Source organism: Streptosporangium sp. NPDC005286 (assembly GCF_040607515.1).
In the GTDB taxonomy this organism is placed as follows: Bacteria; Actinomycetota; Actinomycetes; order Streptosporangiales; family Streptosporangiaceae; genus Streptosporangium.
On the sequence record NZ_JBEXGU010000093.1, the window covers coordinates 23,608 to 36,012 of the forward strand.

Sequence of the window (12,405 nt, forward strand, 5' to 3'; positions counted from 1 at the left end):
TCAATGGGTCAGGCGGGAATGCGGTCGGACACGATCTGGTCAACGGGAGGCGCCGCGGTCTCTTTGGGGACCGGTGCCGATCGCTTGCCGAGCATGGCCAGAGCGATGACCAAGCCCAGTGCCGCGACGAGGCCGACCACGCCGAACGCGGCCTGATGACCGGGAACCAGCGTCTGCGGCGCGGCGATCCCAGGCGTGAATGCATGCGCGGCGACAACGCTGCCGGCGATGGCTACGCCGAGGGCAGTGCCAACCGCGAAGCAGGTATCGGCGAGTCCGGTGGCCAGACCGGAGTGCCGTTCGGCGACACCGGTGAACGCCGCGATCTGGGCACAGACGGTGGCGGTGCCCATGCCCGCCCCGAAGACCAACAGGGCAAAAGTCAGCAGTTCCGGCGAGCTGTGCTCGGACACCACCCGGGTGAGCAGCAGGCAGGATCCACCGAGCAGGGCAGTGCCGACAGTCGCGACCGGACGCACGCCGATCCTGGTCACAACCCGCTGGCAGACCAGAGCGCCGACGACGGCCGCCACGGTCATCACCCCGGCCGTGAGGCCGAACCGCACGGGCGACCAGCCGAGCACCGACTGCGCGTGGGCGGTGAGGATGATGAGCATGCCGTCGACCGCCATGCCCGTGACGAGAAGCAGGAGGTCGCCGCCGACCAGGGAACGCGACCGCAGGACCCCGAACGGCACCAGCGGCGCCTTGGACCGCCGTTCGATCACGACAAACAAGCCGGTCAGCGCCATCGCACCCGCCAGCGGCCCGAGGACCTGGTGGCTGGACCATCCGACGTCAGGGACGCCGGTGATGGCGTAGACGAACAGCACGAGAGCCGAAGTGACCGTCAGCGCCCCGGCCAGGTCAAAGGATCGGACACGCACCTCGTTCCGGCTCTCGATCAGCATCACCGGCGCGAGGGCCAGCACTACCACCCCGACCGGGACGTTGATCCAGAAGACCCACTGCCAGCCGAGCGTATCGGTGATCAGGCCGCCCAGCAGCAGCCCGGCGGTGGCACCGAACCCTCCGATCCCGCCCCAGATTCCCAGTGCCCTGTTCCGCTCGCTGCCTTCGGCGAAGGCGTTCATCACCATGGACAAGGCTGCGGGGGCGATGATGGCGGCCGACACACCCTGCAAAGCGCGGGCTGCGACCAGGGCTTCGACCGTCGGGGCGAACCCGCATCCCAACGAGGCCACCACGCGCAGCGACATTCCGGCCAGGAAGACCCTGCGGCGGCCGAGCAGATCCGCGGCGCGGCCGCACAACAGCAGCAGGCCCGCAAAGGCCAGCGCGTAGGCCGTGACCGCCCACTGGACGGCGGTGCCGTGCGCCCGAAACTCCCGCTCGATGGCCGGCAGGGCGGTGAGCAAGCTGGTGCCGTCCAGGATGGTCATGAAGAACGCCGTGCCCAGCAGCACCAGCACTCGCCACCTCAAGGCGGCCGCCCGCGGGCTCACTCATGCCCTCCCGCACCCAGCTCGACGCCCAGCGCGTCAAGCCAGTCGCCGGTGCCGTGCTTCCGCCAGGAGGGCTCCTCCCGGCCATCGAGGAAGGCGCCCTGCTCGGTGAGGACCAGCTGCGTGCCCCCATCGGCCGGGCAGAACGCCACGGTCGTCAGCGACACCGTCGCTAGGTCGTCTCCCACGTGCAACATGGAGGTGTAGACGATGCGCTCGTCTGGGACGATGTCGCGGTACAACGACTCAAACGTCATCGACAGGCCGCTGTCCGGGTGGCTGCGGTTGACCTCCCGGCCCCCGACCCGGAAGTCCAGTTCATGGTCCGCATCGGGGGTGGAGAACCAGCGGGCCTTCGCCTTCGGGTTGGCCCATGCCGCGAACACCCGGGCCGCCGTGGCCGGGTAGAGGCGTTCGAGGGTGAACGTGGCGTGCGTGACAGAACGGTCGATCATCACAAGCTCCCTTGCTCCGGTGTGCCAGGATCATCGAGCAGGTAGTCGCCGAGCCGGTCCAGGCGCCGTTCCCAGGACGTGCGCTGCTCGGCAAGCCAGTCCTCGGCCGTCCGCAGTACGTCCGGCTCGATGCGGCAGGTGCGGACGCGGCCGACCTTCTCGGATCTGACCAGCCCGCACGCTTCCAGCACCTGGATGTGCTGCATGACCGCCGGTAGCGACATCTCCAGTGGCCTGGCCAGTTCGCTGACCGACACCGGCCCGCGGATCAGGCGCTGCACCATCGCCCGGCGCGTTCCATCCGCCAGCGCCTGGAACACCCGATCCAGCGATCCGCCATAGTTAGGCATATCCTTAACTATGAGTCGGCACACATTTATAGTCAAGTACTTCCTTAACAATGACCCGATCGTGGTGGCCCGATCTACTGGCGGGCTCGCGCATTCGGCCCTGTTCTCGTACAGCCACGGCGAACGGACATGCAGCACTGCGTGATGCTCGGAGCCGGCCCCGGCTCTCCTACCGCCGGGCCGAGGAGATCTTCGAGGAGAACACCCGGCTGCCGGCCAACCCGCTCGCCTCACCCGAGGACATCGAGGACCTGAACGGGTGGACGCTTCACCGGCTACGTCACAGTGCCCTGACACACGACGCCGAGGACGGCACCTCCACCCCGATGCTGCTGGCCCGCTCCCGTCACGCCTCCGTCCGCTCCCTGGAGCGGTACGCCCGCCCTGGCGTCGACTCGGTCGCCCGACACGTCGCCGAACACCACGGCCGGGCGATCGCCACCCGCTGCTGCTGGCCGCCGGACATCTCGCTCGGGCGATGCCCTAGACGGTCGCCCAGCCCCAGCACCCGCACCAGATGCGCCATCCACTGCCGATCCACCCGAGGGCCGCCGATCCGCTCGCCCAGTGTGATGTTCTCCTCTGCGGTCAACGTCGGAATGAGGTTGAACGCCTGGAAGACGAACCCCAGCCGATCCCGCCGCAGCGTCGTCAACTGCCCGTCCGACAACCGCGCCAGATCGGTTCCCCCGATCAGCACCGACCCCGACGTCGGCCGCTCCAGACCCGCCAGGCGATGCAGCAGCGTCGATTTCCCAGACCCCGACGGCCCCATGATCGAGGTGAACCGGCCCGCCTCGAACCCCACGGAAACCCGGTCCAGAGCCGTCACCAGCGAACTCTGGCGGCCGAACGTGCGCGTCAGATCGACCGCGTGGACAACAGGCGGCTGCCCGGCAGTACTCGGAACCTCACCCGAATGCGAAGACGAAAAAGACATGCCTCCATCACACGTCAGGCACCCCACGCGGCGCGATCAAGCCAGCAACCCTCTTCGAGGTAACCCAGGCGTTACCACCCAGGTCAGCGCGGAGCCATCCGTGGCCGACGCTCCCGGTGGCACTCACCGCTACTTGGCGGCTGGGGACGCGTCCGGGAGTAGAACGCTCAACACGCCGATGAGGAACGCCGACTCGTTGTCGCCGGTAGCTCAGACGACCGCCGACCATAACCGGGTGTGCCCGCAGGCCTCCAGTTATGACCTGTGCAAATCTCCCGGCGACACACACCTGAACGAAAAGTCACGGTAAGCCACTCAACTCTCCTCTGCTAACGGGACTTTTCGTTCGGATGCTCGTCATGCCCCGATTACTACCGGGACCCCAGATAGGTCGGCCAGGGCGCGCATCGCCATGCGGCGGGTGACCTGAGTGCCGTTGAGGCGGCGCAGGCTGTGCTCGGCGAGCTCGCCGGCGCTGGTGCCGATCGCGGCGGTCAGGTCGGCGGAGCCGGTCGTGGCCATCAGGTCGGCGGCGGCCACAGTACCGACCCCGTAACTAGCTCACGCGGGGGAGGTGGTTCACCCTCACGGGGGATCATTTGTCCTCAAATGCCGCGAGAGAGTGCAGCTATGGCGATCAAACTGCTACAAGCGACACCGAACAGCCCGTCCCACGCTGGGCGCTCCGTGCCGCCTACGCGCTTCCCTGGCTGCTGCTCCCCTCGTGCCTGTGGCGGTTGCCGTTTGCCTTTCACTTCGACATGGGCCAGCTCAACGATGCGCTTGTGGCACCGTTGTGGATCACTATCCCCTATGTCTTCGGGCTCAGTGTGCTCACTGAGTTGGTGGCGCTGCTCAGCATCGGCCTGGTGCGCGGCTGGGGCGAGGTGGTCCCGAGCTGGATCCCGGTCATCGGCGGCAGACGTGTGCCGCCGATGGCGGCGGTCGTCCCTGCCGTGGTCGGTGGGCTGTTTTTGACCGCGATCTCGGTCTGGATGGCGCTCACCTGGGCCGGCGTCTCCGACGGTATAGCGTACGAGAACGACTGGTGGCAGGCGCTGGCCAGGGTGTGCATCACCCCGGTCGCGCTGTGGGGCCCGATAGTGCTCGCCCTGGCCTACGCCTACCACGTGCGCCGTCGCCCCGCCCGCGGTTAGGGGATGCCTTGCACGGTACCCGCCCGATACCTCCACAGCACCGCCACACCCGGGACCGTCTCAGACCCGGGTCCCGGCGCCGGTGCCGCCGACGATCAGGTCGGTCAGCGCCGTGACCGCGTCCGCGACGGTGACCCGCCCCCGGTTCAGCTCCGCGGCGATCGCCTCGGCCGCGCCGAGCGCGCTGGCGCAGCGCAGCCGGAGGGCTTCCGGCGTGAGGCCGGAGTACGGCCGCAGGGCGGTGGCCATCAGGTTCGTGTAGTCGTCGAGCAGTTCGCGCTCGATCGCCTCCATCTCCGGGTTGCCCTTGAGCGCGGCGGAGACGACGGTCCACTCCGGCATGTCGGTGGCGCAGGCGAAGTAGGCGGCGCTCAGGACGCGGGCGATCTCGCAGGGGACGGCCGGGGCGTCTCGCAGGGCCTCCTTCGAGGCGGCCCGGTGCCGCTCGTCGAGCCGCCGGTAGAGCGCGATCAGCAGGCCGGGGCGGGTGCCGAAGTGGTCGTAGACGATCGGTCTGCTCACTCCGGCGGCCTCCGCCAGGCTGAGCAGCGTGAGGCTGTCGGTGCCGTGGGCGCGCACGATCGCCATGGCGGTGTCGAGCAGTTGCTCCCGCCTGGCCGGCTTGGACAGGCGAGTTGATCCCGTGGTCATCGTCCTCCCTTGCGTTGCCTCCCAACTTAAGCTACAAAGTGTAAGTTACATAATGTAGGTTAGTGGGAGGACATCACCGTGGAGCACTCCGTACTGATCATGGGCGGATCCGGCCAGGCGGGCGCGGGGACCGCAGCCCTCCTGCGCCGGTGGTACCCGGAGCTGCCGCTGACGATCGCGGGCCGCGATCTCGGCCGCGCCCGCCGGGTCGCCGACGAGCTCGGCGCCGCGACAGCCGTGACCATCGATCTGCGGCGGAGCGACCTCGGCCTCCAGCGGACCGACGGCTACTCGGCCGTCGTGGCAACGGTGTGGGACAGCCACCTGAACGGACTGCGTTACGCACAGGACCGCGGCCTGCCGTACGTCAGCATCTCCAGCGGCCTGGTCGACATCGGCCCCGAGGTCGTCGCCGCCGGCCTGCGAGCCGGCGCGGCGCCGATCCTGCTGGCCAGCCACTGGTACGCCGGGCTCGTCGTCCTCGCGGTGCTCGACCTCGCCAGGGAGTTCGACCGGATCGACACCATCGAGGTCAGCGGCGTACTGGATGAACAGGACAGCGGCGGGCCCGCGGCCACGGTGGACATGGCACGCCTGCTGGCCGCCACCTCGGCGGGACACGTCCGCCGCGACGGCGTCTTCGGCTGGGTCAGCGGCCCCGACGCGCAGGTGGAGGTCACCAGCGTCGACGGCACCGTCCTGCCCGCCCAGATCGTCCCCATCCTCGACGTGCCGAGCCTGGCCGTCGCGACGGGCGCGCCCAACGTCCGCTTCGCGTTCGCGATCGGCGAATCCGCGGGCCGGCGCCGCGGCGGACCCGCGTCCACGGAGGTCAAGATCGACCTCGAAGGCGTGGACCGCGCGGGCGCACCACTCAGGACGAGCCGCTACCTCCTCCACCCGGAGGGGCAGCGCCCCCTGACGGCACTCGGCATCGCCCTCGGCGTCGAACGGCTGCTCGGCCTGCGCGGCGCCCCCGTGCCGCCCGGCCTCCACACCCCCGAGGCGTTGATCGACCCCGCCTACGCGGCCGAGCGGATGACAGAGATCGGCGCCACCTTCGCCGACGCACGAGACGATCACTGACTCCGCCGATCGAGAATCGCGGGCGGCGCACCCGTGAGATGACCTGGTTCATGATGGCTTTGTCAGGCACGGGCCGCCCTGCCGGGGCCCCATCGGGGTGGATGAGGCCCACACCCGGCTGATCTTCGGCGATCAGCCGGCCAGCGCCTGCAGCAGGCGTTCTCGCTGTTGCTTGGCCAGTCCGCCGACCCGGCGCTTCTCAACCACCCCCGACACGGCCATCAGCGCCGCGACCCGCGCCGGCCCGTAACCGGGAACAGCAGTCCAGGAAGTGCGTGCGAGCGTCCAGTTCGATCAGCAGCGAAGCGATCGGCGCGAACGGCAGCATCGCGGCCAGCTCGTCCTTCAGCGCCTTGGCCTCGGCGGGCACATCCTCGGCCGGCAGCGGCGGCACCACCAGATGCTCGTCCTCATCCAGCCGGACCATGCCAGTGTCGTCGGGCGCGGCGCCGGCCAGGGTCTTCTCCAGCTCCTGCAGGGCAGCGTGCAGTTCCTCCTTGCCCTGCTCCAGCGCCTCGGCCGCGTTCGGCGGCTTGCCCACCAGGCGGCAGTACTCGGCTCGCTTGGGTGCCCACTGCTCGGGCGTGTACAGGTAGGTGGCCGGGTCGGCGTAGCGGCGCGAGCCGGGCACGAACACGTCCCCGCTGCGCAGCCCGTCCCGCAAACACAAGATCACGCACAGTTCCCAGAAGTGGCGGTAAGCGGTGTCTTCCCCGGACTTGCGGGCCTTGACCAGATAGTCGGCGTACTTGGCGGGCACGAAGCCGGTCGGCGCCCCCGCAGGCACCTTACGGCCGCCGAGCCGGTTCATCTCCTTCAAGATGGCCACCGCCTCCATCAGCTCGGCCGTCCCTGGCCCGCCCTGGAAGTCGATCGCGGCCAGCACGTTCGGAGTTAACTGGCGCAGGTAGGTGTAGGAGGACTCCAGCTCCGACAGCCGACCGTGATCTCTGGGCAGCGGCTTCCACGCATCGGAGGTGATCTCCCGCAGCCGCTGCATGCCGATCCGCTCGCGCAGCATCCCGCCCACCTCATCGTCGGGAATCGACGGGTCGGCCAGCACCGGCAGGATCATCTCCATCACCAGCTGCCGGGCCTCACCCTTCTTGGCCCGCTCGACCAGCGCCTCATCCGTCTTGGACTTCGCCCGCGACTCACGAGCCGACACCGCCTGGTCGAACAGGGCCACCACCTCATCCAGCTGGTCGACCGCGGCCTGGGCGACGAAGGCCAGCAGGATCGGGAACTTACGCTCCTTGCGCCGCTCCAAACCCTGATTGCTCGAACGGCGCGCGACTTGCGCCAGGAACCGGCGCCGCTCGTTCGGCAGCACCGACACATCCATCTGGTGGGCGTCGATCGCGCGCAACCAGGTCAGCTTGTCGATCGCGGTCTTCACCGACGTCGCCGAAGCGTCCCTGGCCGGACTGACCAGCCACTCCAGCCGGGTCATCCCCAGCCCCGCATCCACCACCAGCATCCGCTCCAGATCGGCACGGAGCTCCTTTGTCAGCAGGTGCCCCACCAGCTGCGAGGTCAGATCGGAGGCCGCCTTGCGGGCGGTGCCGACCATCTTGGCCAAGATGAGCGCGCCGGGCCGGATCACCTTGGCCGCCATCAGATACTCGCGCGCCAGGTTGAACAGCAGCGTCGGCGCGTCGTGCTCCATCGCCCGGTCCAGCAGGAACTGCTCCAGCTCCTCCATCGCCTGACTGCCCGCCGGGGCGGTCTGCCACTCCAGATACTTGGCGACCTGGCCGAGATGGTTCGAGCGGGTCTGATCGCGCTTGCCGTACAGCCGCAGCACCGCTGGCGACACACCCAGCCGCTCCGCGACCCGGCCACGGCCGCCGGCGGCGCCGAGCCCACATCGTCGGGCACAAACCCGAGCCACGGCAGCGTGCAGAGCTGGACCAGCATGCCCAGCTGGTCCACGGAGCGCCGCCCACGACCTGGATCAACGAACGCCACGTCAGCCGCCGTTGGCGTGAAATACCGGATCAACTCATCTGCACTGATCTCCGGGAACGAACGCAGCTGCTCCAACTGCTCCTCGGAGAACATCTTCTCTGACAACGCACCACTCCACGTGCCGTACCGGACAAAACCGGAACGAACGTAACGGCAGTGATCATCAACCCGCCACAGGAGGTCAAACTCCTCCGTTACCGCAGGTCAGACGCTACTTCGTTGAAAATTTCTTCATTGCTACCGAGACCCCAGCAGGCGCCGCTGGCGGCCGATACCCGCCGCACCTACGCCTCCCGGGTGCGGATGTATCTGGCGTGGCTGGCCGAGCGGCCCGACGGCGGCGGCGTCGGCGGCGACCCGCTTGCCCACGCCCGCGCCCGCGACTGGGCCGTGCGTGACTACCGCCTCTACCTGCTGCGCGAAGCCGACCCCAAACGCTCGGTACGCTACGTCAACAACGCCCTGGCCGCCCTGGACGACTTCCACCTCCGGCGCGGGCTGGGCAAAGCCGACATCTCCCGCGAGGACATCCCCAAGACCGCGCCCAAGGCGATGAACGCCCCCGCTCAGATCCGCTGGCTGCGCGCCATCGAGAACTGGCCACACCTCCGCGACCGCGCCCTGGCCCTGCTGCCCTTCTACGCCGGGCTGCGCGTCGGCGACGCCGTCGCCCTGGACGTGCCCGACGTGCGCATCTCCGCCCGCAAGGGCCTGCTGATCGTCTACGGCAAGGGCGGCAAGATCCGCGAAGTGCCCATCCACCCCCAGCTACGCCAACCCCTGCTCTACTGGCTGGACGAGCGCCGCACCTGGCCGGGCGCCGCCACTACCAAGGCCCTGCTCCTCAACCGCCGCGGCGGCCGCCTCTCGGCCCGCGCCGCCTCCGCCATCTTCACCGCCATCGCCCAAGCCGCCGGGCTCGAAGACCCCACCACCGCCCACATCAGCCGCCACACCTTCGTCACCCAGCTGATCCGCGGCGGCGAAGACCTCGTCACCGTCGCCGAACTGGCCGGCCACGCCCGCCTCGACACCTTGCGCATCTACAGCCAGCCCACCGACGACGACAAACAGGCCGCCCTGCGCCACCTCACCGTTGACCGCTAACAAGCTTGGGCGAGATGACCAACCCAGACGACACCACCCCCGCCGCCACCGAGCAGAACCCAACAGCTCATGGCCACACCACCCACACTGTGCCTCTGCGGCCCGACGGCTGGCCCGACTGGCTCGGACGACGCCCCATGACCAGCGACGACAGGGCCAAGATCCGCAAAGCCCTAGAAACCGGGCTCCCCGAAGGGCCACTCACCGAGCTCGGCCCCTTCCTGTGCTACCTCACCATCGACGGCCTCGACCGCGTCGACCCCCGCAAACTCATCGCCCTTCGCGGCCGCGTCCATGCCGCCGCCCGCACCGCAGCCGAAGGACGAGCGACCACCTACCACGCCACCGACTCCACCATCACCATCGGCATCCGCGGACCCGACGCGGCTGAGCGCATCAACCAACTCCGCCACGCCCTGGCCAAGCTCATCACCAAACACGGCTGGACCACTCGGGACGAACCCCGCTGATCTACAGCTCAACGCTTATCGAGAAGTCTCGTCGAGATATGACCACGACCCCCTTCCCCGCCGGCTACGCCCGTCTGCAGGAGGCACTGGGGGAGTTGCCCGCCGAGCAGCGTGGCACTCCGTTCGTCGCCGCGCTGGCCGAGCTGGCCGAGCTCCAGGCCACCCGCCGCGCCTCTGGCGGGGGGTTTGTCATCCTGCCCGAATGGGCCGAGATCTTCGACCGGCACTTCCCGCCGGTGCAGCCGTAGCCGAACCTCGGAGCGCGGCCGGGGCCGATCGTCCGCGCGCGGACAATGGCTTCCCGCCCATTGGGTGACCGGCTACTAATGTTCTGTGGACCATCTGTACTGGGACATCGGATCGTGCGCGGGCGGCGCCTGCTTCGAGGTGGAGCTGCGTGGCTCGGCCGCCCGGGTGTGCTTCATGGACGTCGATGACTACCAGTTTGTCGGCTTCGATGGGCAGGACGTAGCGGCGGGTGGTGTCCAGCGAGCCGTGGCCGAGGAGTTCGGCGACCAGGATGGGGTCTTTGCCGTCATCTTGAACGGAAATGATCAACCACAGGACGACCTGCCGAAGCGTCCAGCTAAGTTACTCACGGGTACCACCAACGGCTGTCCGCAGGCTCCTCAACCCCGAGTTCCCAAAACCTATCCCCGGCGGGCCCCTTTGGGCCTGCCTTGGAGACGGCCCCGTCCGGTCTCCCAAGCCGTCTCCAAGGCAGGTGTGACAGATTGCTATGTCAAAGACAGTCTTATATCGAGGAGAAACAGATGGGCTCCACAGCAAGGACAACCATCGCCGACATCACTTCAGTCGGCGCTGAACTCGACGAGAACGAGCTGAGCGGCATCAACGGCGGCCAAATGGTCGTCGTTAGGGGTAACGCCACCTTCATAGATCCGCCCGGCGTCTGCCAATTTGACGAATAACGGCTGGCGTCGCGGAACACCGCCGCGATCGACTCAAAGCCTAGCGGTCGCCACGTGCGGGGACGTCGTCACAGCTTTCCCGCACCACGCGGGGCTTGATCGACAACGGAACGGTCAGGGGTGTTAGCGAGCCGACGCGGGCGAAGTTGGGGGGCGACCGGAGTACGCCAGAAGGACACCGCGGGGCGGGGCGATGTAGCGGATAAGGGGCCGTTATCGCGTACATCGCCGACGTCACGGTGCCGTTGACCAGCAGCCGCGTGAAGACGACAGCCGCGCGGCTCGGACACGTTGTCCGGTACACGCTCAGGCCAGACCGGCCAGACATGATGACGATGACCTGCGGGGATGTGGTGGCGCGGTGTGTTTCTGGCGTACTCCGGCCGCCCCCCTACAACACGATGATCGGTGCCTTGGTCGACCTCGGCGCGGTCTACCCGGGCGGCCTGGACTACCTGGAGCGCGACGCGGGCCGGCGCAGGGGCAGAGGCTGAGACCACGGACGCATTACGTCCCGGACGCAATGGGTCCGGCTCTCCCGGTCCCGGCAGCAAGATAGGCGATCAGGTCACCTGATCGCGGTCGGCGGCCGCCCGGTCGACGGCGCCAGCACGAGGTGACCGGTCTGGACTGAGGAGTTTTCAGAGTTTCGCGAGGGGGCTACGCGCGGGTGCGTGAGGCCTCGGCGGCTCACTGCTGCGGGGGAGCCGGGTGGATCTCCGGCCACTCGCGCGGGCAGAACGGGCCTGTCTCCTCCGAGCCGTGCCCGGCGCAGGGAGGCCGACCTGGCCGACCGGATCGCCGAGGCCGTCGACGACCTGCTGGAGCTCGTCGACAGCGGCGGCCCGGGTCCCGGCTGGCAGCCCGGATTTTGGCGGTAGGGCTGAAGTGGTGATGATCACATCTAGTGGGTCAGCGGGTCGGCCACAACTTCACGCTCTTGTCGCTGCTGCTGGTGGCGAGGGTTGTGCCGTCGGGGCTGAAGGCCACCGAGGTGACATAGCCGGTGTTGCCGGTGAGGGTGGCGGCGGTTTTGCGGCCGGCCACGTCCCACAACCGCGCCGTGTTGTCGTGGCTGCCGGTGGCGAGGAGTTTGCCGTCCGGGCTGAAGGCCACCTTATAGACACTGTCGGTGTGGCCGGTGAGGGTGGCGGCGGTTTTGCGGCCGGCCACGTCCCACAACCTCGCGCTCTTGTCGCCGCCGCCGGTGGCGAGGGTTTCGCCGTCGGGGCTGAAGGCCACCGAGTAGGGGGGCAGACCAAGTAAGCCGGAAAGGGCTAATAGGGCTGGTCAGAGGGCGTGATGACAGCCGAGATGTGACCATCTGCGCTGGTTTAGTTACGGTTTGATGAATCGCGGGACGCGTTGTGATCATCTGTCGCTATGGTGTGCGGGTTCTGGAGATGATCAACCGGAAAGGGCTCGCCGGTGACGTCGATCGAGCGGACCGTCTACCCACAGTTCAAGCGCCTGACCTCGGCGCGGGTGCTGCATGTGTTCTTCACCCCGACGGCCGAGGAGATCGCCTGGGCTCAGGAACTGGCCAGAAGTCCCGAGGCGCTGTTCGCGCTGGTGCTGGCATTGAAGTGCTTTCAGAAGATGGCGTGCTTCCCTTCTCCGCAGGAGGTTCCCGAGGCCGTTGTCGAGCATGTGCGGCGCTGCCTGGGGCTGGCCGACGGCATCGAGCCCGATCATGGGGCCACGAGCACGGCCAAGTGGCACCGGAAGAAGATCCGAGCTCGTCAAGGAGTGACCTACGACAAGGACCGGGCCCGGGACATCGCCGCCGAGGCCATGGAGAAGGCGGCGCTGGCGAAGAA

The 12,405-nt window shown here is 68.4% G+C and carries 16 protein-coding genes and 1 pseudogene; 8 read left to right on the plus strand and 9 right to left on the minus strand.

Annotated elements, in window-relative coordinates:
- Nucleotides 1-8: 8 nt before the first annotated feature.
- From ABZU75_RS28475 to ABZU75_RS28495, 5 genes are all read right to left on the minus strand, one after another.
- On the minus strand, nt 9-1,466 hold the full coding sequence (locus tag ABZU75_RS28475; protein WP_355560469.1) for an MFS transporter: 1,458 nt from the start codon (nt 1,464-1,466) through the stop codon (nt 9-11).
- A complete protein-coding gene (locus ABZU75_RS28480) occupies nt 1,463-1,921 on the minus strand; it encodes an SRPBCC family protein (RefSeq protein WP_355560472.1) in 459 nt (152 codons plus the stop codon). Before ABZU75_RS28480 ends, ABZU75_RS28475 begins: the two co-directional genes overlap by 4 nt.
- A complete protein-coding gene (locus tag ABZU75_RS28485; protein ID WP_355560474.1) occupies nt 1,921-2,271 on the minus strand; it encodes a metalloregulator ArsR/SmtB family transcription factor in 351 nt (116 codons plus the stop codon). The genes ABZU75_RS28480 and ABZU75_RS28485 overlap by 1 nt, the downstream gene beginning before the upstream one ends.
- Nucleotides 2,272-2,617: 346 nt before the next feature.
- Nucleotides 2,618-3,103: an ATP-binding cassette domain-containing protein gene (locus tag ABZU75_RS28490; protein ID WP_355560477.1), complete on the minus strand. Its 486-nt coding sequence runs from the start codon at nt 3,101-3,103 to the stop codon at nt 2,618-2,620.
- A gap of 465 nt (nt 3,104-3,568) precedes the next feature.
- Nucleotides 3,569-3,751, minus strand: coding sequence for a hypothetical protein (locus tag ABZU75_RS28495; RefSeq protein ID WP_350922334.1), 183 nt, complete (start codon nt 3,749-3,751; stop codon nt 3,569-3,571).
- A gap of 245 nt (nt 3,752-3,996) precedes the next feature.
- Between ABZU75_RS28495 and ABZU75_RS28500 the strand changes: the two genes are divergently transcribed.
- Entirely contained in the window at nt 3,997-4,368 is a 372-nt protein-coding gene (locus tag ABZU75_RS28500) for a hypothetical protein (RefSeq protein WP_355560480.1), read from the plus strand.
- 60 nt (nt 4,369-4,428) lie between these two features.
- On the opposite strand, the gene ABZU75_RS28505 is transcribed toward ABZU75_RS28500, so the two are convergent.
- Nucleotides 4,429-5,019 carry a TetR/AcrR family transcriptional regulator gene (locus tag ABZU75_RS28505; protein ID WP_355560482.1) on the minus strand — a complete coding sequence of 197 codons (591 nt, stop codon included), beginning with the start codon at nt 5,017-5,019 and terminating at the stop codon, nt 4,429-4,431.
- 78 nt (nt 5,020-5,097) lie between these two features.
- Between ABZU75_RS28505 and ABZU75_RS28510 the strand changes: the two genes are divergently transcribed.
- Entirely contained in the window at nt 5,098-6,105 is a 1,008-nt protein-coding gene (locus tag ABZU75_RS28510) for a hypothetical protein (protein WP_355560485.1), read from the plus strand.
- A 199-nt stretch (nt 6,106-6,304) separates the two neighbouring features.
- On the opposite strand, the gene ABZU75_RS28515 is transcribed toward ABZU75_RS28510, so the two are convergent.
- Together ABZU75_RS28515 and ABZU75_RS28520 are read right to left on the minus strand one after the other, a co-directional pair.
- Nucleotides 6,305-7,999: a DUF4158 domain-containing protein gene (locus tag ABZU75_RS28515; protein WP_355560488.1), complete on the minus strand. Its 1,695-nt coding sequence runs from the start codon at nt 7,997-7,999 to the stop codon at nt 6,305-6,307.
- Nucleotides 7,960-8,169: pseudogene (locus tag ABZU75_RS28520) on the minus strand (DUF4158 domain-containing protein); the annotation flags it as partial. The gene ABZU75_RS28515 and the pseudogene ABZU75_RS28520, both read right to left, overlap by 40 nt.
- A gap of 141 nt (nt 8,170-8,310) precedes the next feature.
- On the opposite strand from ABZU75_RS28520, the gene ABZU75_RS28525 reads away from it, so the two are divergent.
- The 5 genes from ABZU75_RS28525 (at nt 8,311) to ABZU75_RS28545 (ending at nt 11,466) form a co-directional block, all read left to right on the plus strand.
- Entirely contained in the window at nt 8,311-9,183 is an 873-nt protein-coding gene (locus ABZU75_RS28525) for a tyrosine-type recombinase/integrase (protein WP_355560491.1), read from the plus strand.
- A 14-nt stretch (nt 9,184-9,197) separates the two neighbouring features.
- Entirely contained in the window at nt 9,198-9,653 is a 456-nt protein-coding gene (locus tag ABZU75_RS28530; protein WP_355560494.1) for a hypothetical protein, read from the plus strand.
- 38 nt (nt 9,654-9,691) lie between these two features.
- On the plus strand, nt 9,692-9,901 hold the full coding sequence (locus tag ABZU75_RS28535; RefSeq protein ID WP_355560497.1) for a hypothetical protein: 210 nt from the start codon (nt 9,692-9,694) through the stop codon (nt 9,899-9,901).
- A gap of 525 nt (nt 9,902-10,426) precedes the next feature.
- The gene (locus ABZU75_RS28540; RefSeq protein ID WP_355560500.1) at nt 10,427-10,585 is read left to right on the plus strand and encodes a hypothetical protein; all 159 of its coding nucleotides are present in this window, start codon (nt 10,427-10,429) and stop codon (nt 10,583-10,585) included.
- A 674-nt stretch (nt 10,586-11,259) separates the two neighbouring features.
- Nucleotides 11,260-11,466, plus strand: a complete 207-nt coding sequence (locus ABZU75_RS28545) for a hypothetical protein (protein ID WP_355560503.1) — start codon at nt 11,260-11,262, stop codon at nt 11,464-11,466.
- Nucleotides 11,467-11,497: 31 nt separating this feature from the next.
- On the opposite strand, the gene ABZU75_RS28550 is transcribed toward ABZU75_RS28545, so the two are convergent.
- Nucleotides 11,498-11,827: a hypothetical protein gene (locus ABZU75_RS28550; protein WP_355560506.1), complete on the minus strand. Its 330-nt coding sequence runs from the start codon at nt 11,825-11,827 to the stop codon at nt 11,498-11,500.
- A gap of 186 nt (nt 11,828-12,013) precedes the next feature.
- Between ABZU75_RS28550 and ABZU75_RS28555 the strand changes: the two genes are divergently transcribed.
- The coding region (locus tag ABZU75_RS28555; RefSeq protein ID WP_355560509.1) for a DUF4158 domain-containing protein at nt 12,014-12,405 on the plus strand (392 nt) is incomplete at its 3' end.